At 75.6% G+C, this 22,411-nt stretch carries 18 protein-coding genes; 4 read left to right on the top strand and 14 right to left on the bottom strand.

Annotated features, from left to right (window positions below; all coding sequences use genetic code 11):
* Positions 1–182 precede the first annotated feature (182 nt).
* Positions 183–1,628: a cation:dicarboxylate symporter family transporter gene (locus ACIQ9P_RS18625; RefSeq protein ID WP_402356605.1), complete on the bottom strand. Its 1,446-nt coding sequence runs from the start codon at positions 1,626–1,628 to the stop codon at positions 183–185.
* A gap of 308 nt (positions 1,629–1,936) precedes the next feature.
* Between ACIQ9P_RS18625 and ACIQ9P_RS18620 the strand changes: the two genes are divergently transcribed.
* Positions 1,937–3,682: an ATP-binding protein gene (locus ACIQ9P_RS18620; RefSeq protein WP_402356602.1), complete on the top strand. Its 1,746-nt coding sequence runs from the start codon at positions 1,937–1,939 to the stop codon at positions 3,680–3,682.
* Positions 3,683–3,741: 59 nt separating this feature from the next.
* Entirely contained in the window at positions 3,742–4,473 is a 732-nt protein-coding gene (locus tag ACIQ9P_RS18615; RefSeq protein ID WP_402357038.1) for a response regulator, read from the top strand.
* On the opposite strand, the gene ACIQ9P_RS18610 is transcribed toward ACIQ9P_RS18615, so the two are convergent.
* Both ACIQ9P_RS18610 and ACIQ9P_RS18605 read right to left on the bottom strand, forming a co-directional pair.
* The gene (locus ACIQ9P_RS18610) at positions 4,451–4,816 is read right to left on the bottom strand and encodes a PH domain-containing protein (protein WP_093859648.1); all 366 of its coding nucleotides are present in this window, start codon (positions 4,814–4,816) and stop codon (positions 4,451–4,453) included. The genes ACIQ9P_RS18615 and ACIQ9P_RS18610 overlap by 23 nt on opposite strands.
* A 120-nt stretch (positions 4,817–4,936) precedes the next feature.
* The gene (locus ACIQ9P_RS18605) at positions 4,937–5,596 is read right to left on the bottom strand and encodes a class I SAM-dependent methyltransferase (protein ID WP_402356599.1); all 660 of its coding nucleotides are present in this window, start codon (positions 5,594–5,596) and stop codon (positions 4,937–4,939) included.
* 265 nt (positions 5,597–5,861) lie between these two features.
* On the opposite strand from ACIQ9P_RS18605, the gene ACIQ9P_RS18600 reads away from it, so the two are divergent.
* On the top strand, positions 5,862–7,190 hold the full coding sequence (locus ACIQ9P_RS18600; RefSeq protein WP_402357035.1) for a diaminobutyrate--2-oxoglutarate transaminase family protein: 1,329 nt from the start codon (positions 5,862–5,864) through the stop codon (positions 7,188–7,190).
* Positions 7,187–8,821, top strand: a complete 1,635-nt coding sequence (locus tag ACIQ9P_RS18595) for a pyridoxal phosphate-dependent decarboxylase family protein (protein WP_402356596.1) — start codon at positions 7,187–7,189, stop codon at positions 8,819–8,821. Before ACIQ9P_RS18600 ends, ACIQ9P_RS18595 begins: the two co-directional genes overlap by 4 nt.
* Before the next feature lie 12 nt (positions 8,822–8,833).
* Here the strand turns inward: ACIQ9P_RS18595 and ACIQ9P_RS18590 are convergent, their stop codons facing one another.
* The 11 genes from ACIQ9P_RS18590 to ACIQ9P_RS18540 form a co-directional block, all read right to left on the bottom strand.
* Positions 8,834–9,526, bottom strand: a complete 693-nt coding sequence (locus ACIQ9P_RS18590; RefSeq protein ID WP_402356594.1) for a signal protein — start codon at positions 9,524–9,526, stop codon at positions 8,834–8,836.
* 72 nt (positions 9,527–9,598) lie between these two features.
* A complete protein-coding gene (locus ACIQ9P_RS18585; protein ID WP_402357032.1) occupies positions 9,599–10,396 on the bottom strand; it encodes an inositol monophosphatase family protein in 798 nt (265 codons plus the stop codon).
* A 129-nt stretch (positions 10,397–10,525) separates the two neighbouring features.
* Positions 10,526–11,761: a type III PLP-dependent enzyme gene (locus ACIQ9P_RS18580; RefSeq protein WP_402356591.1), complete on the bottom strand. Its 1,236-nt coding sequence runs from the start codon at positions 11,759–11,761 to the stop codon at positions 10,526–10,528.
* A complete protein-coding gene (locus ACIQ9P_RS18575; RefSeq protein ID WP_402356588.1) occupies positions 11,758–13,578 on the bottom strand; it encodes an IucA/IucC family protein in 1,821 nt (606 codons plus the stop codon). Before ACIQ9P_RS18575 ends, ACIQ9P_RS18580 begins: the two co-directional genes overlap by 4 nt.
* On the bottom strand, positions 13,575–14,870 hold the full coding sequence (locus ACIQ9P_RS18570; protein WP_402356585.1) for an MFS transporter: 1,296 nt from the start codon (positions 14,868–14,870) through the stop codon (positions 13,575–13,577). Before ACIQ9P_RS18570 ends, ACIQ9P_RS18575 begins: the two co-directional genes overlap by 4 nt.
* On the bottom strand, positions 14,867–16,681 hold the full coding sequence (locus ACIQ9P_RS18565) for an IucA/IucC family protein (RefSeq protein ID WP_402356582.1): 1,815 nt from the start codon (positions 16,679–16,681) through the stop codon (positions 14,867–14,869). The genes ACIQ9P_RS18570 and ACIQ9P_RS18565 overlap by 4 nt, the downstream gene beginning before the upstream one ends.
* Complete coding sequence (locus tag ACIQ9P_RS18560; RefSeq protein ID WP_402356579.1) at positions 16,678–17,910, bottom strand: acetyl-CoA carboxylase biotin carboxylase subunit family protein; 1,233 nt, start codon at positions 17,908–17,910, stop codon at positions 16,678–16,680. The genes ACIQ9P_RS18565 and ACIQ9P_RS18560 overlap by 4 nt, the downstream gene beginning before the upstream one ends.
* A 214-nt stretch (positions 17,911–18,124) precedes the next feature.
* Entirely contained in the window at positions 18,125–19,156 is a 1,032-nt protein-coding gene (locus tag ACIQ9P_RS18555; RefSeq protein WP_402356576.1) for an ABC transporter substrate-binding protein, read from the bottom strand.
* 130 nt (positions 19,157–19,286) lie between these two features.
* Complete coding sequence (locus ACIQ9P_RS18550; protein WP_402357029.1) at positions 19,287–20,174, bottom strand: ABC transporter ATP-binding protein; 888 nt, start codon at positions 20,172–20,174, stop codon at positions 19,287–19,289.
* Between the two features lie 11 nt (positions 20,175–20,185).
* Positions 20,186–21,316, bottom strand: a complete 1,131-nt coding sequence (locus ACIQ9P_RS18545) for a FecCD family ABC transporter permease (protein WP_402356573.1) — start codon at positions 21,314–21,316, stop codon at positions 20,186–20,188.
* Positions 21,313–22,344: a FecCD family ABC transporter permease gene (locus ACIQ9P_RS18540; protein WP_402357026.1), complete on the bottom strand. Its 1,032-nt coding sequence runs from the start codon at positions 22,342–22,344 to the stop codon at positions 21,313–21,315. The genes ACIQ9P_RS18545 and ACIQ9P_RS18540 overlap by 4 nt, the downstream gene beginning before the upstream one ends.
* Between the last annotated feature and the right edge of the window lie 67 nt (positions 22,345–22,411).

Raw genomic sequence — 22,411 nt, 5'->3', positions numbered from 1 at the left:
CGGCGGGCGTGCTCGCGCTCGCCCGCCGCGCTGCTCCGGGCGCGGTGATCGCGACGTGTGCTCCGCGCCTGTCGTCGTACGGGTGCGCCGGTCCCGGAACACGTGGGACCCCTGGTCCGTCGCCATTTCCGGGGGGTTGGGCGGGGCGCCGGACCAGGGGAGCGGGAGGGACGGGCCGCCGGTCAGGCGGCCGTCGTGGTGGTGGCCGCGGCCGCGGCCGGGACCGGGGTGGCCGCAGCCGGGGCGGGGACGGCCGAGGGCGGTCCGACCGGGGCGGCGGGGTCCGCCGCCGGGGTCCCGCCGTGCGGGTCCGCGTCCAGCAGCGTCCGCTCGTCGAACGGCACCTCGCCCGCCAGCACCTGCCGGGCCCGCTCGCGGTCGAGCTCCCCGGTCCACTGCCCGATCAGCACGGTGGCGACGGCGTTCCCGGCGAAGTTGGTCAGCGCCCGGGCCTCGGACATGAACCGGTCGATGCCGACGATCAGCCCGACGCCGTCCACCAGGGCCGGCTTGTGCGACTGGAGCCCGCCCGCGAGGGTGGCCAGTCCGGCGCCGGTGACGCCGGCCGCGCCCTTGCTGGCGATCACCATGAAGACCAGTAGCGACAGCTGCTCGCCCACCGACATCGGCTTGTCCATCGCCTCCGAGATGAAGATCGAGGCCATGGTCAGGTAGATCGCGGTGCCGTCCAGGTTGAAGCTGTAGCCGGTCGGGACGGTGATGCCGACCACCGGGCGGCTGACGCCGAGGTGCTCCATCTTGGCGATCAGCCGGGGGAGGGCACTCTCCGAGGAGGAGGTGGAGAGGATCAGCAGGAACTCGCGGCCGAGGTAGCGGAGCAGGGTGAAGATGTTGACGCCGGCGACCAGGCGCAGCAGGGTGCCGAGCACCACGACCACGAACAGCGCGCAGGTCAGGTAGAAGCCGACCATGATGACAGCGAGGCTCTTCAGTGCGGCGGTGCCGGTGGCGCCGACCACGGCGGCCATCGCCCCGAAGGCGCCGATCGGTGCCACCCACATGATCATCGCCATGACCCGGAAGACCAGCCGCTGCACGTGCTCGACGCCGCGCAGCACGGGGGCGCCGGCCGGGCCCATCGCCTGCAGGGCGAAGCCGGCCAGCAGGGCGATCAGCAGGGTCTGCAGCACCTTGCCCTCGGTGAGGGCGGAGAGCATGGTGGTCGGGATCATCCCGAGCAGGAAGTCGGCGGTGGACTGCGCGCCGCCGGCGGCGGCCTGGGCGTGGCCGGACTTGGCGAGCGCCGCGGTGAGGTGGAGGCCGCCGCCGGGCTCCAGCAGGTTGCCGACCAGCAGGCCGATGCCGAGGGCTACGGTCGACATGGCGAGGAAGTAGCCGAGCGCGAGGCCGCCGACCTTGCCGACCTTGGCGGCCTTGGTGACCGAGCCGATGCCGAGCACGATGGTGCAGAAGATGACCGGGCTGATCATCATCTTGATGAGGTTGACGAACCCCGTGCCGACGGGCTTGAGCTCCACCGCGAAGTCCGGTGCGGCCAGTCCCACCACGACACCCGCGACGACCGCCGCGATCACGGCGAGATAGAGGACGTGGGTGCGGTCCTTCGGTCTGGCGCCCGTGCCCGCCGCTGCTCCGGTGATCGACATCTGTGGCTCCTTCGCCCTGCTGTGCCCGGCGCCGCGTGCGCCGTGGGGGTGCGCCCACGAACAGGCGCCCGTCAAGGGGGGTCCGCGACGGGTGCGTGCTCGTGGGCGTGCGCTCATGGGCCTGCCCTCGTGGAGGGGTTCGCCCATGGGGGGTGCGCCGGCCCGCGGTCCCGGGGGCCCGGGTGGTGGGCCGCTCCGACTATGGCGTCCGGGCGTGACGCGGGTCACGTTTGCGTTCATAGAGTTCACGTCACCGCGGGCTCGTACCCCGGTCCGCTCCGGCGCGGTCGTGGTGCACACTGACAGGCATGTCCGTGCGTACCCCTCTCCCGCCGCGCCGACTGGTGCGCAGCCTGGCCGGACAGCTCTTCGTCGTCCAGGTGGTCATCGTCGCCGCCGTGGTCGCGGGCGGGGCGCTGCTCGCCTACCTGTTCACCGCCGGCCGGGCCGACGACGCGGCCCGTCGCCAGGTCACCGCCGTCGCCCGCGCCGTCGCCGACTCGCCGACGGTCCGCGAGGCGGCCGGCGCGCCCGATCCGACGGCCGTGCTCCAGCCCTACGCCGAGCGGGTGCGGGTCGACACCGGCGTCTCCTTCGTCACCGTGATGGACACCGCCGGCGTCCGCTGGACCCACCCGCTGCCCGAGCAGATAGGGCGGCCCTTCCTCGGGCACATCGACTGGGCGCTCGCCGGGGAGACCCGCAGCGAGACCTACACCGGCACGCTCGGCCCGTCGGTGCGGGTGGTCACCCCGGTGCTGGACGAGCGGCACCGGGTGGTGGCCCTGGTCAGCGCCGGCATCACGGTGCAGTCCATCTCGGCACAGCTGCGCGGTCCGCTGCTCGCGCTGGTCGGGGTCGCCGGGGCCGCGCTGGCCGTCGGCGGGATCGGCACCTATCTCGCCAACTCCCGGCTGCGGCGGCACACCCACGGCATGGGGCCGGCCGAGCTCAGTCATCTCTACGAGTACCACCAGGCCACCCTGCACGCCGTCCGGGAGGGGCTGGTCCTGCTCGACCGCGAGCACCGGGTGGTGCTCTGCAACGACGCGGCGCGCGAACTCCTGGGTCTGGCGGGCCCGGTGGAGGGCCGTCCGGTCGACGGGCTGGGGCTGCCGGACGCGCTGCTGGCGGCCGTCGCCGGGGACACGCCGGTCCGGGACGAGGTCCATCTGACCGCCGAGCGGGTGGTGGTGCTCAACACCTCCACCATCGGCACCGGGCTCGGCCGCGTCCTCACCCTCCGCGACCACACCGAACTCCAGGCGCTGAGCGGTGAACTGGACTCCGTGCGCGGTTTCACCGAGGCGCTCGGCGCGCAGGCGCACGAGGCCGCCAACCGGCTGCACGCCGTCGTCTCGCTGATCGAACTCGGCCGTCACCGCGAGGCGGTGGAGTTCGCGACCGCCGAACTCGCCCTCGCCCAGCGGCTCACCGACCGGGTGGTGGCCGCCGTCGGCGAACCGGTGCTGGCCGCCCTGCTGCTGGGCAAGGCCGCCCAGGCCGCCGAGCGGGGGGTGGAGTTGACGCTCACACCGGACAGTTCGATCGACGACGGCGTGCTGCCGGCGCGACTGAGCGCCCGGGACCTCATCACCGTGCTCGGCAACCTGATCGACAACGCCGTGGACGCCGCGATCACCGGCGCGGCCACGCACCCCGGGCCCCCGGAGGTCGGTGTCACCGCCCGGATCGACGGGGACCACCTGCTGCTGCGGGTCGCCGACACCGGGGCCGGGATCGACCCGGGCGCGGTGGAGGACGTGTTCCGGCGAGGGTGGAGCACCAAGCGCGACGCCCACGCGGGCGGCCACGGCGGCGGGTCGGCCGAGGTCGGGGCGACGGACTTCGGGGCGGCCGGCGCCGGGGCGGGGAGCGGGCGCGGCCACGGGCGCGGACTCGGGCTCGCCCTGGTCGCCCAGGCCGCCCGGCGCAACGGCGGCACCGTCGAGGTCGGCCGGGACCGCGGCGCGGTGCTCACCGTCCGGCTGCCGCTCGACCTCCCGGCGCGTGACGGCGCCGGGGAGCACGGGCGTCTGGCGGTGGCCCCGTGAGCCGCGGGTCCGGCCGGGACCGGGGCGCCGAACGGGCCGGGAGCGCCGAACCGGCGGAGATCTCCGTCCTGGTGGTCGAGGACGACCCGGTGGCCGCCGCCGCCCACACCCTCTACGTGGGGCGCGAGCCGGGCTTCCGGGCCGTCGGCACCGTGCACGGCTGCGCGGAGGCGCTGCGGTTCCTGGAGCGGGCCCGGGCCGCCGGGCGTCCGGTCGACCTGCTGCTGCTCGACCTCTACCTGCCCGACGGGCACGGCCTGCAGCTCTGCGGCACCCTGCGGGCGGCCGGGCACGCCACCGACGTCATCGCGGTCACCTCGGCCCGGGACCTCGCGATGGTCCGCCGGGCCGTCTCCGCCGGCGTCGTCCAGTACCTGCTGAAGCCGTTCGCGGCCGCCGCGCTGCACGACCGCCTGGAGCGCTACGCCCGCTACCGGGACACCCTCGCCCGGACCGGGCCGGCCACCGGGCAGGACGAGGTCGACCAGGCGCTCGCGCTGCTGCGGGTGCCCGAACGCACCGCCCTGCCGAAGGGGTTGAGCGCTCCGACGCTGGACACCGTGGCCGGGGTGCTGCGCGCGGACCGCGACGGCCTGTCGGCGGCCGCCGCCGGTGCGGCGGCCGGGGTCTCGCGGATCACCGCCCGCCGCTACCTGGAGCACCTGGTGGAGACCGGCCTCGCCGCCCGCGAGCCCCGGTACGGCACGGTCGGCCGGCCCGAGCTGTGCTACCGCTGGACGGGCGGCTCCGGCGGCTCCGGTGCTGGGGTCAGCGGGCCACGAACTGGGTGAGCAGGGCCTGCACCTCGTAGATGTCGACGCCCTTGGTGAAGTTCTTGGATATCGGCAGCGCGGCGCCCGAGACCCAGATCTTCAGCTCGGCGTCCAGGTCGAAGCTGCCCGCGGTCTCCACGGCGAAGTGGGTGATCGAACGGTAGGGGATCGAGTGGTACTCGGTCTTCTTGCCGGTGATGCCCTGCTTGTCGACCAGGATCAGGCGGCGGTCGGTGAACAGGAAGGCGTCGCGGACCAGCTGGTAGGCCGCGTGGACCTGCTCGCCCTGGCCGAACAGCCGGGCGAACTCCTTCTGGGCCTCGGCGTTGTCGATCCGGTGCGCGTTGCCGAAGAGTGCCATGCGGGATTCCTTCGCTCGGGCACCCGGTGCGGGTGCGTACGGAGCCCGAGTCTGGCACGTCGGTGATCATGGCCGTGGGTCACCCCCGCCCCCGCCCGGGGTGGGTCCGGCCCGCCCCGGTCAGTGCTCCGCGCGCTCGGCGAGGGCGAGGTAGCGGTCGTCGGTGTCCGTGTACGCGACGAGGCGCCAGCCGGTGGCACCGAGCAGGGGGCGGAGGTTGGGTTCGGCCCGGAGGTCGTCCGGGGTGAGGGGGCGGCCGTGGCGGGCGGCGAGCGCGGCGCGGCCCACGGGGTGGAACAGCGCCAGCCGGGCGCCGGGCCGGCCGACCCGGGCGAACTCCCGCAGGGCGTGGGCCGGGTCGGCCAGGTGGGACACCAGTCCGGCCGCGAACACGGCGTCCAGTGCGGCGTCGGGCAGCGGGAGCCGGGCGCAGTCCGCCAGCAGCAGGGCGGCTGTGCCGGGGTGCCGGGCGGCTGCCTCGGCCAGCATCTCGGGCGTGACGTCGGCGCCGAGCACCCGCCCGGTGGGGCCGACCGCGGCGCGCAGCGGCGGCAGCGCGCGGCCGGTGCCGCAGCCCGCGTCGAGCACCGAGTCGCCGGGGCGCAGCGCGAGTTCGGCGATCGCGGCGGCGTAGCGCGGGCCGTCGTCCGGGAACTTGGCGTCCCAGCCGGCGGCGCGGGCGCCGAAGAACTCCCGGGTGCGGGCGAGTCCGGCGGCGCGGCCGGTCGGGGTGTCGTCGTCGGCGGGGGCGGTGGAGCCGCTCCGGGGCGAGGGTGGCATGCGGCGAGGGTAGCGCGCCGGCCTCGGTCGGAGGCCGTGACCTCCGGCCGGTCCGGTCGTTGAGGAATGGACGGGCTGTCACTCGCAAGGGTGGTTCCGGTGCCCCCGGACGGATCAGGGCAGGTCGGACAAGTAAGGTTAGGCTCACCTAATTTTCTGGGAGTACGCCTTGACGCTCGCCGCTGAGCCCGCCACCGGTCCGACCGTCCCCCGTGCCGCCGCCGTTCCCGCGCCCGGCCCGGGGCCCGCGCCCGCCGCCGGGACGGTGTCCTCGGCCGGTGCCGTCCTGCGCCGCCAGCGTCTGCGCGAGTCCGGCGCCCGCACCTACGCGCGCTCGTTCCCGATCGTCCCCGTGCGCGCCAGCGGCATGACCGTCGAAGGCGCCGACGGCCGCCGCTACCTGGACTGCCTCTCCGGCGCCGGTACCCTCGCCCTCGGCCACAACCACCCCGTGGTCCTGGCCGCGATCCGCCGCACCCTCGACAGCGGCGCCCCGCTCCACCTGCTCGACCTCGCGACCGCCGAGAAGGACGACTTCACCACCGCGCTGTTCGAGAGCCTGCCGCCCGCCTTCGCCGACGGGGCGCGTGTGCACTTCTGCGGACCCGCCGGGACCGACGCCGTCGAGGCCGCGCTCAAGCTGATGCAGACCGCCACCGGCCGCTCCGGCGCCCTCGCCTTCACCGGCGCCTACCACGGGATGACCGCCGGCTCCCTCGCGCTCACCGGCAACGTCGCCGTCAAGGAGCCGCTGCCCGGTGGCGGCGAGGTCGTCCGGCTGCCCTACCCCTACGGCTACCGCTGCCCGTTCGGGGTCGGCGGGGAGGCGGGGGCCGAACTCTCCGCCACGTACGTCGAACGACTGCTCGACGACCCGGCCGGCGGCGTCGTCCCGCCCGCCGCGATGGTCCTGGAGGCCGTCCAGGGCGAGGGCGGCGTCGTCCCCGCGCCGGACGACTGGCTGCGCGCCATGCGCCGGATCACCGCCGAGCGCCGGATCCCGCTGATCGTCGACGAGGTGCAGACCGGCGTCGGCCGCACCGGCGCGATGTGGGCGGTCGAGCACAGCGGGATCCTGCCGGACGCGATGGTCCTCTCCAAGGCGATCGGCGGCAGCCTCCCGCTCGCCGTCGTCGTCTACCGGGAGGAGTACGACGGCTGGCGGCCCGGCGCCCACACCGGCACCTTCCGCGGCAACACGCTGGCCATGGCGGCCGGTGCCGCCACCCTGCGCTACGTCGCCGCGAACGGGCTTGCCGAACGGGCGGCGCTGGTCGGCGGGCGGATGGTCGACCGGCTGCGCGCGCTGGCCGGCGAGCTCCCCGCGATCGGCGACGTGCGCGGGCGCGGGCTGATGATCGGCGTCGAGCTCGTCGACCCGGACGCCGGGCCGGACGCCTGCGGGGCCCGGCCGGCCGCGCCCGAGCTCGCCGTCCGGGTCCGCGAAGCCTGCCTGGCACGCGGGCTGATCGTCGAACTCGGCGGCCGGCACGACGCCGTCCTGCGGCTGCTGCCCCCGCTCACCATCACGGACGAGCAGGCGTCCGCGGTGCTGGACCGGCTCGCCGACGCCATCGCGGCGGCGTCGGCGTGAGCGGCGTCGGCTCCGGCGGTACGGGCCCGCGCCGCGTCGGCTCCGGCGGTGTCGGCCCCGGCGGTGTCGGCCCGCGCCCCGTCGGCCCGAGCGGTGAAGGCCGCGGCGGCCCGGGGGAGGGGCCCGGGGCCGAGGGCGACGGCGCATCCCTCGACGCGCTCTCCGGCGGCGTCGGCGGCCCCGCCGCGCTCGGCCCGCTGCTCGCCACCGTCCTCGGCGCGCTGGCGGCCGGCGCCACCCGGCGCGGCGGCCCGCTGCCGACCGGCCGCCCAGCCGACCTCGCCGCCCGGGTCGACGAGGCGCTCGCCGCCCCCGAGGGCCCCGACGCCCTCGCCCGTCTCACCGAACTGCTGGCCCACGGTGCCGCCGACCCCGCCGATCCGTACTGCGCCGCCCATCTGCACTGCCCGCCGCTCGCCGTGGCCGCCGCCGCCGACCTGGCCGTCAGTGCCCTCAACCCGTCCCAGGACTCCTGGGACCAGGCCCCCGCGGCGACGGCGCTGGAGACCGCGCTGCTCGCCGAACTCGCCGCCCTGGTCGGCTTCGACCCCGCCCGGGCCGCCGGTGTCGTCACCTCCGGCGGCACCGAGTCCAACCTCATGGGCCTCATGCTCGCCCGCGACCAGAAACTCGACGGCATCGTCGAACTCGACGGACTCCTCGGCCTTTCCGTCGGCGTCCGGCCCCGGATCTTCGCCTCCCGGGCCGCGCACTTCTCGGTCCAGCGCTCGGCCGCCCTGCTCGGCCTCGGCGAACGCGCCGTCGTCCCGATCGACGTCGACCACGATCTGAGGATGGACCCGACGGCGCTCGAACGCGCCCTGGCCGAGGCGAGTTGGGCCGGACACACCCCGGTCGCGGTGGTCGCCACCGCCGGCACCACCGACACCGGCGCCGTCGACCCGCTGCCCGCCGTCGCCGAACTCGCCGCCCGCTACGACGCCTGGCTGCACGTCGACGCCGCGTACGGCGGCGGCGCCCTGCTCTCCGACCGGCTCGCCCCGCTGCTCGACGGCATCGAACGCGCCGACTCCGTCTCCCTGGACTGGCACAAGCTCGGCTGGCAGCCCGCCGCCGCCGGCGTCTTCCTGGTCCGCCACGCCGAGACCTATGTGTCACTCGCCCGCCGGGCCGCCTACCTCAACCCGGCCGACGACGAACAGGCGGGCTACCCCAGCCTGTTGGGCCTCTCGCTGCGCACCACCCGGCGGTCCGACGCCTTCAAGCTCGCCGTCACCCTGCGCACCCTCGGCCGGTCCGGGCTCGGCCGGCTCGTCGACGCCTGCCACGACCTCGCGAGGTCCGCCGCCGCCGCCGTCCGGGCCGAACCGGAGCTGGAGCTGCACGCCGAACCCGTTCTGACCGCCCTGCTGTTCCGCTACCGCCCGGCCGCGGCGGAGCAGCCCGGCCCGGACCCGGCCGCGCTCGACCGGGTCAACGCCGAACTGCGGCGCGAACTGCTGCGCGGCGGCCGGGCCGTGGTCGGCCGGACCGAACTGCCCGGTGAGGGCCCCGGCCGGGTCCGGCTCAAACTGACCCTGCTCAACCCGCACACCACCGCGGAGGAGGTCGCCGGACTGCTCCGCGAGGTGGTCCGGGCCGGCCGGGAGGCGTGGGGCACGGCACGCTGACCGGCCGCCGGGTCAGACCGCTCCGGTGGGGGTGGGCACGGCCGCCCGCAGGTGGTAGTCCACCTCCACCGAGATAACCGGCTTCTCGGCGCTGCCGCGGAGCGTGAGCTCGTGGCTGCCGGGTGCCAGCGGGTCCAGCCGCACCCACAGGCCGCACGACCAGATGTTCTCGGATTCGGTGACGGTCCGCCCGAAGGCGTTTCCGGCGACGGAGTACAGCTTGATTCGGGTCGCGCCCAGCGGTTCGGCCGCCAGCGGGACGCCGTCCAGCGTGGCGGAGCCCTGGGCCCGGTCCATGAACACCTCGCAGTCGGCGGCCTCGCCGACCCTGGTCACCAGTGGGAACAGGACCGGCAGGCCGACCGGGACGGCGCAGGTCCGCTCGACCGCGCCGCCGCCGGTCGTCCCGGCCAGGTACCAGATGTCCTCGTGCTGGCGCTCGCCGCACCGTCGGCCGTCCCGGTCGAGCACCGGGCTGCGGTTCGCCTCGCTGCCCGCCGCCCAGTTCCACCAGCCGTACTGCACCTCCGCCGACGTCAGCGTGTGCACCGCGAGCGGCGGGGGCGGCGTCTCGTCCGGGGTGTCGGCCGGGGTTACGGCCGCCGTCGGCGCGGAGGCCGGGGCGCCGGGGTCCGGGGCGGAGGTGCAGGCCGTGGCCAGGAGGAGGGCGCCGAGGAGCAGCGTGGCCGATCGCCGTGAAGTCATGATCGCCGAGTGTAGGAGCCGGGCCGCCTGCCGCGCTCCCGGATTTCCCCCGGGGGCGGCCAAGGGGTGGTTCTAGGGCGCGAACAGGATCTCCCGGCACCGTTCCCAGGTGGCCGGGTCGGCGGCGACGAGCAGGCCGTCCTCGCCGCCCGGGGCCTCGGGGCGGTACGGGGTGCCGTCGAGGCGGGCGGCGCGGCCGCCGGACTCGGTCACCAGGAGGGAGCCGGGGGCGTGGTCCCAGGGGAGGGTGCGCCAGTAGAGGATGAAGTCGGTGTCGCCCTCGGCGAGCTCGGGGTACTCGATGCCGGCGGCGTGGCGGCCGGGGACCAGTTCGCCGAAGGCGCGGGCGTTGGCCTCGATCAGCCGGCGGCGGGACTGGTCCAGGAACCGGTGCTTCACCGAGCCGCGCCAGGCGGCCGGATCGGTGCCGGCAGGCGTGCGGGTCAGCCGGTGGCCGTCGCGCCAGGCGCCGGAGCCGAGTTCGGCGGTGTAGGTGGTGCCGGTGGCCGGCTGCCGGATCCAGGCGGCGACGGTCCGGCCGTCGCGCACCAGGGAGACCATCACGGCGTAGTCGGGGTGCCCGGCGACGAAGTTGGCGGTGCCGTCGACGGGGTCGACCAGCCAGGCGGCGGGTTCGGCGTGCAGGGCCCGGGCGAGCTCGGGGTCGGCGGCCACCGCCTCCTCGCCGACCACCGGGACGGGCAGCAGTTCGCGCAGCCGCCGCGCGATGATCTTCTCCGCCTCGCGGTCGGCGACGGTGACCACCTCGCCCGGGGCCTTCTCCATCACCTCGCCGGAGGCCAGGGCCCGGAACCGGGGTTCCACCGCCTCGGCCGACGCCTCGGCGATGATCTCCGCCACCTTCTCCATCAGCACGTGCGCGCTCCCTTCGCTGCTACCACCTTCGCACGTCTGTATGGTTCCGGCGTGCGAAGCCGGCGTGCGCGGCCGGGACGACGGGGGTCGGCGGCCGGCCGGTCACCGGCCGGCCGCCGACCGTCAGCGGTCCTGCGCCGGGCCGTCCAGATAGTGGAAGCCCGGGCGGGGGTGCATCAGGAACTCGTGGTGCGAGATGTTCCAGGCGTACGCCCCGGCCAGCTCGAAGAGCACCCGGTCCCCCGCGCGGAGGCGGCCGGCGGCGGGGGCGGCGTGGGCGAGTACGTCCTTCGGTGTACAGAGCTGGCCGCTCAGGGTGGCCCGGCCGGTGGTCACGGCGGGCCGCTCCCACGGATGGGGCCAGTCCTCGACCGGCAGGGTGTCGAACGGCTGGCTGTGGCCCCGGGTGGCCGGGGTCCGCAGATGGTGCGTGCCGCCGCGGACGACGGCGAAGTCCTCGCCGTGGCTGCGCTTCACGTCCAGGACCTCGGTCGCGTACCAGCCGCAGTACGCGGTGAGCGCCCGGCCCGGCTCGATCCGCAGGACCGGGCCGGGGTGGCGGTCCAGCAGCTTGCCGAGGCCCTCGCCGAACGCGCCCCAGTCGAACCGGGCGTCCGGGTCGGCGTAGTCGACGGCCATGCCGCCGCCCACGTTGACCTCGTCCAGTGCGAAGGCGTGCCGCTCGGCCAGCCGGGCGGACCAGCCGACGATCCGCTCCGCCAGCGCCAGTTGCTCGGACGCCGCCAGACCGCTCGCCAGATGGGCGTGCACACCGCGCAGCCGCAGCCGTCGTCGGACCGGGGCCAGTGGGCCGACCGGTTCGGTGAGCAGGCGGACCGCCGCCTCGGCCCGGTCCGGGTCCAGCCCGAACGGGGTCGGGCGCCCGCCCATGGCCAGCGCGACGGAGTCCAGCGCCCCCGCCCCGACCGGCAGGTTCACCCGCAGCAGCACGTCCACGGCCGCGTCCGGCCGGTCGGCCAGCACGGCGGCGAGCCGGTACAGCTCCTGTTCGCTCTCGACGTGCCAGCGGTGCACCCCGGCGTCCACGGCGGCGGCGATCTCGGCGGGTGTCTTCCCCGGCCCGCCGAAGGCCAGCGGGGCGTCCGGGACGGCGGCCCGGACATGCGCCAACTCACCGCCGCTGGAGACCTCGTAGCCGTCCACGGCCGCGCTCAGCGCGGCCAGCACCGGGGCCTCGGGGTTGGCCTTGGCGGCGTAGTACAGCTCGACCCGCTCCGGCAGGGCGGCCCGGACGGCGGCGGCGTGCGTCCGCAGGGAGGCCAGGTCGTAGATGTAGGACGGGAGTTGTTCCGCGTGCAGGCTCGCAGCCCGGCGTCGGACGGCGTCGGTGGCGGTCATCGGGTCCTTCCGGCGGCGACGGGCGGGGCCTGGACGGGGTTCGGCATCCGGGCGAAGGACCGCGCGGACGGCGCGGACGGCGTGGACGGCGTGGACGGCGTGGACGGCGCGTGCGGGGCGGGCGGTGGCGGTGCGGTGGCGCCGGAGTGGGCGGCCTCGGCCAGCACGGAGCGGGCCAGCGGCGAGGCCAGCCGGACGTACCCGGCCGCGCGGTCGGCCTTGCGCTCCCAGCGGGTCAGCAGGTTCGCCTTGCCGGGCAGCGGCACGCCGGCGAGCAGCGCGCGCAGCCGGGGCGGGCAGCCGTGCTCGGCCGCGTACTCCTCCAGGACGCGGCGGACCGCCTCCCAGAGCGCGCCCTCCGCCGCCGGGTGGAGGTCGGCGACGGCGGCGAGCAGTTCGGCCACGTGGTTGACCAGCAGGCAGTAGACCACCCGGTCCCAGCCCCGCTCGGCGTCGTAGGCCATCGGCCCGGCCACCTCGGGCGGGAGCGCGGCGAGCAGTTCGGCGTGCCGCTCGGGGACGAGCTTCGTCCCCTCCAGGTCGCGGAAGAGCACCTGGGCCGGGCGGCCGGACGCGTCGACGCCGATCAGGACGTTCTGCAGATGCGGTTCGAGCACCACGCCGTGGTCGAAGAACGCGGCCAGCACCGGCGGGAGCAGCAGGCGCAGGTAGGCCGTCCACCAGTCGAGCGCGCGGGCCGGATCGGCCGGGTCGGACAGCAGCCGGGAGATGTGCGCCGAACTGGTCGGGTACTCGTCGGCGACGGCGGCGGCCAGCAGTGGGGTGACGCCGGGGCGCAGCGCGCCCCCGAGGCCCTCGCGGACGATCAGGCCGAAGCCCTCGTACAGCGCGCGATCGGGCCGGCCGTCGGCCCCGGGCAGGGCGAGGGTGCGGAAGGCCGGCTCGCGCAGCACGGCGGCGTCGGGGAACCGCGCGGCCAGGTCGGCCAGCACCGGGGCGAGCAGCCGGGTGAGGGTGACCGCGCCGGTCAGCTCGTAGGCGGCGTTCTTGCGCAGGCAGTTGGTGATCCGCACATTGAGGCTGAACTTGAGGAACGCGCCCGCGCCGTACAGCGTCCGCACCGAGGCGGTGGCCGCGAACGGGGTGCCGCCGGGGCCGAGGTCGACGACGTCGCCGCGCTCCAGCGCTCCGCGCAACAGCGGGTGGTCGCCGACGAGTTCGTACTGCCAGGGGTGGGCGGGCAGCAGCCGGTAGCCGTCCGGGACGGTGGCGAGCCCGTCGAGGAGGTCGGTCGCGTCCGGGTCGGTGGAGGATCCGGCGATCAGCTCCTGCCGCACGGCGAGGTGGCGCAGCGGGAATTCGGCGCGGGCCTCGGGAGCGTAGTCGCGCCAGTCGCCGCGTTCGGCGGAGCGGGACTTGGGCGCGGGGTGGAACCGGTGCCCGAACAGCAGGGCCTGCTCGGACTCCAGATAGCGGTTGGGGCCGGGCTCGGGGCGGTCGGCCAGGGCGGTGGAGACCGCAGTGTGGCTGGAGGCGAGCTGGCCGAGGAACTCCTCGTTGACGGTGCCGGTGCGCAGCTCCAGTTCGCCCTGGACCTGCCGGGCGAGCTCGTACCAGTCCAACTCACGCCATCCGCCCGGGTGTTCCTCCTCGACCGGCCCGGTGAAGCGGTGCGCGCCGAGCAGCGAGGTGCGGCGCAGGGCCACCCGGAGCAGGGTGCCGCGCCGGGGGAGGCGGATCAGCAGTCGTCCGTCGGTGACGGCGGTCTGGTGTTCGGGAGCGGACACCTCGCGGAGCAGGCAGTTGAGCAGGGTGTGGACCACGGCATGGTCGGCGGTGGGCAGTTGGTGCGTCATGAGCGACTCCAACGCTGGCGGGATCGGGAGGAGAGTGCGGTGGCCGCGACGGCGGCCAGGAGTGCGGCGGCGGTGCCGACCAGCACGGGGGAGGTGGCGCCGAACCGGCTGTTGACCAGTGCCGCGACGGCGCCGGCGGCCACGGCGCCGCTCTTGGAGACGAATTCGAGCGAGCCGAACAGCCGCCCGGGCGCCCGGCCCCGGCACGCCTCGGCGGCCAGGACCGAGAGGCAGACCAGTCCGAGGGTGAGTCCGGCGCCGAGCAGCAGCCGGACGGCGGCGAAGGTCGCGAGCGAGTCCGCCGCGGCGTGCCCGGCGAGGCCGAGCGCGACCAGGGCGAAGCCAAGGGCGATGCCGGTGTGCGGGCGGTGCAGGAAGGCGGTGTGGGTGCGGGCCGCGAACGCCAGGTAGCACAGGTGGGGCAGGGCGAACAGGACGCCCGTGGTGGTGCGGGAGACCCCGGGGAGGCGTTCCTCGGCCAGGGCTATCAGATAGGGGAAGGAGATGATCGTGGCGAAGACGAAGGCGAACTCCAGGCCGTAGAGGACGCGCAGGGGGGCGCGGCCCGGCGGTCCGTCGGCGGAGGTGCTCGTCGGGGCGGCCGCGCCGGCGGGGTCGGGGCCGGGCTCGGAGAGCGTGCCGGGGGCGGAGCCGGTGCCGGGGTCGGTCGCGGGCGCCGGCCCGGCCCGGCCCGGCTCCGGCAGCAGGGAGAGCAGCACCGCCGCGGCGAGCGGCAGTGCGGCCATCAGCAGGTACTGCCGGTGCGGGTCGATCCACGGTGACAGTGTGCCGACCAGGATCGGCGCCGCCACCAGCGCGGCCCGCGCGCTGCCCTGCATCAGCGTGAGGGCCCGGGACAGCCGGGCGCCGTCGAGGGCGGCGGCGAGGTAGCCGTTGGTGGCGGCGAAGGTGCCGCCGAGGAAGCCCTGGAGCACCAGGGCGAGGGTGAACAGGGACAGCGATTCGGCGGCGCCGGCCAGCAGGAACGAGACGGCGAGGCCGAGTTGGGCGCGCAGCAGCAGTCGCTTGCGGCCGAACCGGTCGGCCAGCCGCCCCCACATCGGCGCGCCGAGGGCGCTGAACACGGTCGGCACGATGTACAGCACGCCGGCCCAGCGCCCGTCCTGGTCGCCGAGTCCGGGCAGGATCACGGTCAGGTACGGCGGCAGGCCGAGGGCGGCGAAGGAGGCGACGAAGTAGCAGGCGGCGACGGCGCGCACCTGGCGCCGGTCGAGACCGGCAGGTGCGGGGGTCTCGCGTTCGGACGGCCGGGGCAGCGCGTCGACGGTCACGGCGCGGGGTCCGGCTCGGTCGTGTGACGCCGTTGCGGCAGCAGGTAGTTCGGGCCGTCGGTGTAGTGCTTGTTGATGTCGGCGGCGCCCGAGCGCCGCTTGCTGAGCAGGGTGCCGGCGGTGACCATCGCCTTGACCGGGAGCCGTTCGGCGTCGAGCAGGGCGGCGCGCAGCGGTTCGGCGGCCGGTCCGGTCCGTTCGACGGCCTCGGTCAGCCGCTTGCGGAGCAGGGCCAGTAGTTCGTCCAGTCCGGCCCGGCCGTGGGCGGCGAGGCCGAAGGCGAGCGATCCGGTGCACAGATGGCCGGTGATGGTGGTGAACAGGTCGGTCAGCCGCCGGTCGTCGTCGCCGAAGATCCGGTCGTCGGCGAACTCCTCCCGCGCGGGGGCGAGTTCGCCGAGGGAGGCGGCCATCCGGGCGGTGTGGACGCGCGGGCCGTCGTCGTCCTTGTAGAGCAGGCGCAGGCCGCCGTCCTGGTCGAGCACCAGGGAGGTGTTCTGCTGGTGGGACTCCAGGGCGACGCCGTGGCCGAACAGCGCGGTCTGCCAGTCGAGCAGCAGCTCCAGCAGGGCGTCGTAGAGGGCGACCGGGTCGCCGTCGTGGAACCGGTCGGCGAGCCGGTCGACGACCAGGCGCTCGCCGGTGGCCCGCGCGGCCGGGTCCGGATGCGCGGGCGGAGCGGAATCCGGGGCCGTGGCGGGGGCTGGGGCCGGGGCGAGCAGTGCGGCGAGCGGGACGGTCACGGACCGCTCCAGTCCCTCCGGGTAGCGCCGCAGCAGTACCGCCAGCAGTTCGTGCCCGGCGTGCGCCCAGGTCTGCTCGTCGGCGTGCAGGACCCTCCCGGCGAACCGGGGTTCGCGTGCCAGCACGGCCTCCACCAGTCGCTGTCCGGCGGCGCCGTCGACCAGGGTGCCGGGCTTGACGGTGCGGCGGTTGAGCCGACCGAGGGTGGCGGTGGCGAGCGGCAGCTTCAGGTGGTGGACCGGGTCCTCCGCGACGGCGACAGTCCGCATCGAGAGGGTCGGCACGACGGTCAGGTAGGGCCGTTCGGCGAGTACGGCGCGGCCGGTCAGACCGGTGGCGCGCAGTGCCTCGTCCAGGGCCGGGCCGACGGTCAGCGGGTGGACCGGCAGGGTGTCCCAGGCGGCGTCGCCGCCGGGCAGGTCGAGTCCGAGCCAGCTCGCGGTGGGCCACCAGCGCGGCAGCGGTCGGTCGCCGTGCCGGGTGAGCGCGCCGGTCGGCAGGGCGAGCCAGCGCAGTTCGAAGGCGGGGTGGAACTCCGGTGCGTAGGAGCGGAGTTCGGGCTCGCCGAGGCCGGAGCGGCCGCGGGCCGTCGGGTAGACCGGGTGGTCGAGGAAGGCGGCCAGGGTGTCGTGGCCGAGGGCGGCGGCGGGGCCGGTCCAGTGGGCCGGGTCGGCGCCGTACAGGTCGGTGAGCTTGGTGTGCACCTGGTCGCGCACCCGCTCGTGCAGCTCCATGGTGGCGCGGGTCTGGCGGCACTCCGCGGCGAACGCCGACCAGCCGGGCCGGTCCTCGTCCTCGGCGCGGGCGGAGAGCGCGGTCAGGATCGCGTCCAGCTCCGACATCCGGCGGCCGTCCAGCTCGACGAGCGGCAGCCGGGCGGCGTACTCGCTCTGGAAGCCCTCGGCGGAGACGGGGACGGCGATCCCGTCCTCGGCGACGACGAGCCAGGCGCCGTCGGCCCGGTGCTCGACCTTGGCGCGGGTGCGCAGGCCGAGGACGTCCTCGCGGACCAGGGCGGACAGGACCCGGAGGGTGAGCAGGTCGGCGGGGGAGGCGGCGGCGCTCACGGGGTGATCTCCCAGCGGTTGGCGGCCACGAACCGGGCCACGGCGGTGTCGACGGCGGCCTGCTCGGGTCCGACCGCCCGGATCACGCCCAGGTAGTCGCGGTTGGTGCGGTAGTGCTCGTGCCGTTCGCCGACCGGGCGCAGCGGCCGGTAGGCGAGCCGGACCCCGTCGAGGTCCTCGTCGTACGGTCCGGGGGCGGCGGTGAGGGTCCCGGCCCGGTCGGCGCAGACGACCTCGTTGCGGGCCCGCAGCCGGGTCGCGGCGCAGCGTTCGCCCAGGTCGGCGGGGAGTTCGAGGCCGAGGTGGGCGGCGAGGATGTGCTCGAACAGCGGGAGGTCGAGGATGTCGGCGAGCATCAGGTCGCACTGGTCGCCGATGGCACGGTAGTTGACCTCGACGAGCCGGGCCCGGCCGTCCGGCCGGACGACGAACTCGGTGTGGCAGGCGCCGAGTCCGACCCCGAGCGCGTCCAGTTGGGCGAGCACCTGCGCGACCACGGCCGGCGGGTGCGCGGGGACGAACTCCAGCACCTCCTCGATGAAGTCCGGCGGTGGGGAGAGTCTGGTCCGGAACCCGCCGAGGACGTGCCGGCGGTGGCCGTCGCCCAGCGTCTCCAGGGTGCACAGCTGTCCTTCCAGGAACTCCTCGGCGACGAGGGCGGCGCCGGGGCGCCGGGCCTGGATCTCCCGGGCGCGCCGGACGAGTTCCCCGGCGTCGGCGACGAGCGTGACGTCCTCGCTGGCGACGCCCTCGCGCGGCTTGAGCACGACCGGGAAGGGGAGGTCCGCCGTGAGCAGCGCGGCCGGGTCCTGCCCGGGGGCGAGTTCGGCCGAGCGGACGGCGTCGAGGCCGGCGGCGGTCAGGTGGCGGCGGAGTTCGCCCTTGTTCTTGGCCCGCAGGGTGGCCTTCCAGTCCTTGGCCGGGAGGCCGAAGTACTCGGCGGCGAGCGCGGCCTGGGTCTGCAGGTGGTCGCTGTTGCTGAAGACGGCGAACGGCGTGCCGGTGCTGTCGGCGAGCCGGAGCCGGGAGATCAGCCCGATCACCTCGCGGAAGTCCCGGACCTCGCACTCGATCACCTCGGGTGCGGACTCCCGTTCGGCGTAGGCGCGTCGGTGGGCCTCGACGTGGTCGGTGAGGACGGTGACGCGGAGGCCGAGGCGGGCGGCGGCCGGGAGGAATCCGTCGGTCACCGAGTCGGTCGGGTTGAGGGCGAGCAGGTAGAGGCGCATGGCAGGGCGGGTCCTCTCCGTACGGCGGGTGGCGGGCAGGCGCGGGCGCGTCTGCGGGCTCGGGTGAGGGTGGGGTGTGACGGCGCGTGGGCGTCCGGGGGCGCCGGGGTGCGCGCGGGGGGCGGAGCGGTGCGGGCCGGGGCGGGCCCGGGGGCGGCTTCGCACAGCCGTCCCCCGCCGCCCCGCCGCCCGCTCCGTCCGGGCGCTGCGGCGCCTACTCGGGCGCGTCGACGCCCGCCGCCTTGGCGATGTCGCCCAGCATGGCGTCAGCGGCCTGGACGCCGATGCCCGACATCCAGGTCTCGTCCGGCACGTTGAACACCTGGTTGTTCTTGACCGCGTTCAGGCCCTTCCAGACCGGCGTGTCCTGGACCTCGCCCTGCTTGGTCCTGGACGGGTCGTCGGCGACGGTGACGAAGACCAGGTCGGCGTCGGCCTGGTCGATCTGCTCGGCGCTGACCTCCAGGATGTTCTGGTCCACGTCCTGGGCGGCCGGGCGGGTCAGGCCGACGTCCTTCAGCACCACACCGCTGTAGGACGCCTTGGCGTACAGCCGGGTCGGGCCGGCCACGAAGCGGACCACCGAGGCGGTCGGCATGGTGCCGCCGTTCTTCGCCTTGATCGCCGCGCCCAGCCGGGTGGCGCGGGCCTCGTAGTCGGTGAGGGCCTTCTTGGCCTCCGCCTCCTTGCCGAGGGCCTGCGCGTAGAGGGCGAGGTTGGCCTTCCAGGGGAAGCCGGTGGTCTCGGCGAGCACGGTCGGGGCGATCGCGTTCAGCTTGTCGTAGACCTTGGCGTGCCGGACCTTCGAGGAGAGGATCAGGTCGGGCTTCAGGGAGGCGATCAGCTCCAGGTTCGGCTCGTTCATCGGGCCGACGTCCTTGGCGTCCTTGATCTTGTCCTTGAGGTAGTTCGGGAAGCCGCCCTCGGTCTTCATGTGCGGGGAGACCGCGCCGACCGGGGTGATGCCGAGCAGGGTGACGTCGTCCAGCTCGCCGCTGTCCAGGACCACCACGCGCTTGGGCCGGGTCTTGATCTCGGCGGTGCCGGCCGCGTGGGTGACGGTGCGCGGGAAGACGGCGGCCGCACCGGCGGCGGCCGAGGCGTCGCCGGCCGACTCGGCGGTGGCGGCGGCCTTGCTGTCGCCCTTGCTGTCGCCCTTGCTGCCGCAGGCGGCGAGCAGGGTGGTGGCGAGCGCGACGGCGAGGACGGCGGTGGGCAGTCTACGGGCGCGGACGGAGCGGTTCACGGGGGTTCCTTGTCTCTGTTTCGGGGCAGGGCGGGGTGCCGGAACGACCCGCGGTGGGCGGGCACGGCCGGAGGCAGGGGGGAGCGGGCCGGGGGGCCGGAGCTCGGGGAAGGGGTGCGGCGGCGGGGCCTCAGTCCTCAGCGGCGGCCGGGGCGGTGGGGGCGGCCGGGGCGGCGCGTCTCGACCGGGCCCGGGGCACGACCAGCGGCGTACCCGTCTCCGGATCGGGCACGACCCGGCAGGCCACCTGGAAGACGCTCTCCACCAGCTCGGCGGTGAGGACGTCGCCCGGGGCCCCGGCGGCCGCGAGCCGGCCGTCCTTGAGCACGACCAGGTGGTCGGCGTACCGGGCGGCCTGGCCGAGGTCGTGCAGCACCATGACCACCGTCCGTCCGGCCTGCGTGTGCAGGTCGGAGACCAGGTCGAGGACGTCGAGCTGGTGGCGCAGGTCGAGGAAGGTGGTCGGCTCGTCGAGCAGCAGCAGGTCGGTGTCCTGGGCCAGCGCCAGCGCGATCCAGGCCCGCTGTCGCTGGCCACCGGAGAGCCGGTCCACGTGCTGGTCGCGCAGCTCGGCCATGCCGGTGCGGGCGAGCGCGTCCTCGACGGCGGCCTGGTCGGCCTTGGACCACGGCGTGAGCATCCGCTGGTGCGGGAACCGGCCCAGCCGGACCAGTGCCTCGACGGTGACGGCCTCGGGGGTGACGGGCTGCTGGGGCAGCAGGCCCATCCGCTTGGCGAGCGACCGGGCCGGCATCCGGTGGATGTCGGAGCCGTCCAGGGTGACGCCACCGGCGGCCGGGTCCAGCAGCCGGACCAGGCCGCGCAGCAGGGTGGACTTGCCGCAGGCGTTGGGGCCGACGATGGCGGTGACGGCGTTGCCGGGCAGTTCGAGGTCCAGCCCGTCCACGACGGTCCGGTTGCCGTAGCGCAGGTCGAGGCCGTGGGCGGCGAGGCGGTTGCCCGCTCCGGCGGCGTCGGCGCCGTCGGCGGCACCCGCCGCGTCGGCGGTGGTGGTCATGTCGAGGGTCATCAGCTGCTCCTCCGGGGAAGCCGGCCCTGGCGGATCATCAGCACCAGGAGCCAGGGCGCGCCGAGGGTGGCGGTGACGGCACCGACCGGCAGGCCGTGGACGGGGATCACATGGAGCACGAGGAGGTCGGAGGCGAGCAGCAGCAGGGAGCCGGTGAGCGCGGTGAGGCCGAGCGTGCCCGGGGTGGGCGGTCCGGCGAGCAGCCGGACCAGGTGCGGCACGGCGAGCGCGACGAACGCGACCGGCCCGGTGAGCGCCGCGGCGAGGGAGGCCAGGGCGATGGTGAGCAGGAGCAGCAGTACCCGGTCGCGCCGCGGGTCGAGCCCCAGCCCGCCGGCCGAGTCGTCGCCGAGGTCGAGGACGGCCACCCGGCGCTGGGCGAGCACCACGGCGACGGTGGTCAGCGCGACGGCGGAACCGCCGATCCAGACCTCGTCCCAGTTCCGGCCGTAGAGGGAGCCGGTGGTCCACTGCATCGCCGAGGAGGCCAGCTCGGCCGGGAACCGAACGATCATCAGATTGACGGCGGCGGCCAGGCCCTGCTGCACCGCGAGTCCGACCAGGACCAACCGGGTGACCGCCAACCGGGAGCGCCAGGCGAAGCCGCCGAGCAGCAGCGCGGCCAGCAGTCCGCCGCCCAGCGCGGCCAGCGGGATGAGCTCCTGCGAGGCTCCGGTGGCGAGCATCAGGACGGCGCCGAAGGACGCGCCGCCGGTGACGCCGATGGTGTCGGGCGAGGCGAGCGGGTTGCGGAACAGCCGCTGGAGCATCGAGCCGGCCACCGCCAGCCCGGCGCCCGCGATCAGCGCGGAGACCACTCGCGGGGCGCGGAACTCCTGGACCACCAGCACGTTCCCGGGGTCGCCGGACCCGGCCAGCGCGCTCAGCGCCTCCCAGACCGTCATCCGGACCTGCCCGGTGCCGAGCGCGACCCCGGTGAGCAGGACGAGCAGGACGGCGGCGACGAGCGACCAGGCGGCGGTCCGGGTGCGGCGGCGGGCGGCGGAGGTGCCCCGGCCCGGGGCGGGCGAACCGGACCCGGCGGTGCCGTCGGCAGCCCGGTGGGCAGCTCCGCCGGAGGTCCGGTCGAAGGTCGGGGCGCTCGCCGGGGTGTTCGTCGGGGCGCTCATCGGGCCACCCTGCGGGCCAGCACGGCGAGCAGCGGCGCGCCCAGGAACGCCGTCACGATGCCGACCTCCAGTTCGGAGGGGCGGGCCACCATCCGGCCGAGCACGTCGGCGGTGAGCAGCAGGACCGGACCGACGATCAGGCAGCCGGGCAGCAGCAGCCGGTGGTCGTTGCCGAGGAGCGGCCGGACCAGGTGCGGCGCGGCCAGTCCGATGAACGCGACCGGGCCGGCCACGGCCACGGCGGACCCGGCGAGCAGCACGACGGCCAGGCCGCCGACCATCCGGACGCGGGCCACCGGCACGCCCAGCGACTGGGCGCTCTCGTCGCCGAGCGCCAGCGCGTTCAGCGAGGGCGCGACGGCGAAGGAGGCGACCAGGCCGAGCAGCAGGAACGGCAGCACCGGTACGAGGGTGTCAAGGTGCCGCCCGGCGACCGACCCGGCCAGCCAGAACCGCGCCTCGTCCAGGGTGCGGTGACTGGCCAGCATCAGCGCCGACGTCCACGAGGTGAGCACCACCGTGAGCACGGTGCCGCCGAGCGCGAGCCGGACCGGGTCGAGGTCCCCGCCGCTGCGCGACATCGCGTACGCGGCCACGGCCGCCACCGCCGCACCGGCGAAGGCGAACCACACGTACTCGACCGGGCGGGTCAGTTCGAAGGTGTGGATCGCGGCGACCACGGCGAAGCTCGCGCCGGCGTTGATGCCGAGGGTGACGGGCGAGGCGAGCGGGTTGCGGGTGACGCCCTGGGCCACCGCCCCGGCGACACCGAGCGCGGCCCCGACGGCGAGGCCGATGAGCGTGCGCGGCACCCGTAGTCCGGTCACCACGTCAGCGTCGCCGCCGTGTTGACCGCCCGTCAGAGCCTCGACGACGGTGTCCAGCGGGATCGTGCGGGAGCCGATCGCGAGGCTCAGCGCGGCGCACAGTGCCAGCAGGCCGAGACCGGCGACCAGCGTCAGGGGGAGCCGGACCGCTGGACTGGCTCTCGGGGCCGGCGTCGTGGGAGTCGGCGGATCGGTGGTCAGCACGGGGCGAAATATTAGGTTAGGTATACCTAACCCAGTCAAGTCGCGCCGGGATTGGTACGTACCG

The sequence above is a fragment of the Kitasatospora sp. NPDC094019 genome, assembly GCF_044764505.1.
Lineage (GTDB): Bacteria > Actinomycetota > Actinomycetes > Streptomycetales > Streptomycetaceae > Kitasatospora.
The sequence above is the reverse complement of the archived record's forward strand: the minus strand, read 5'-3'. Positions and strand labels throughout refer to the sequence as shown.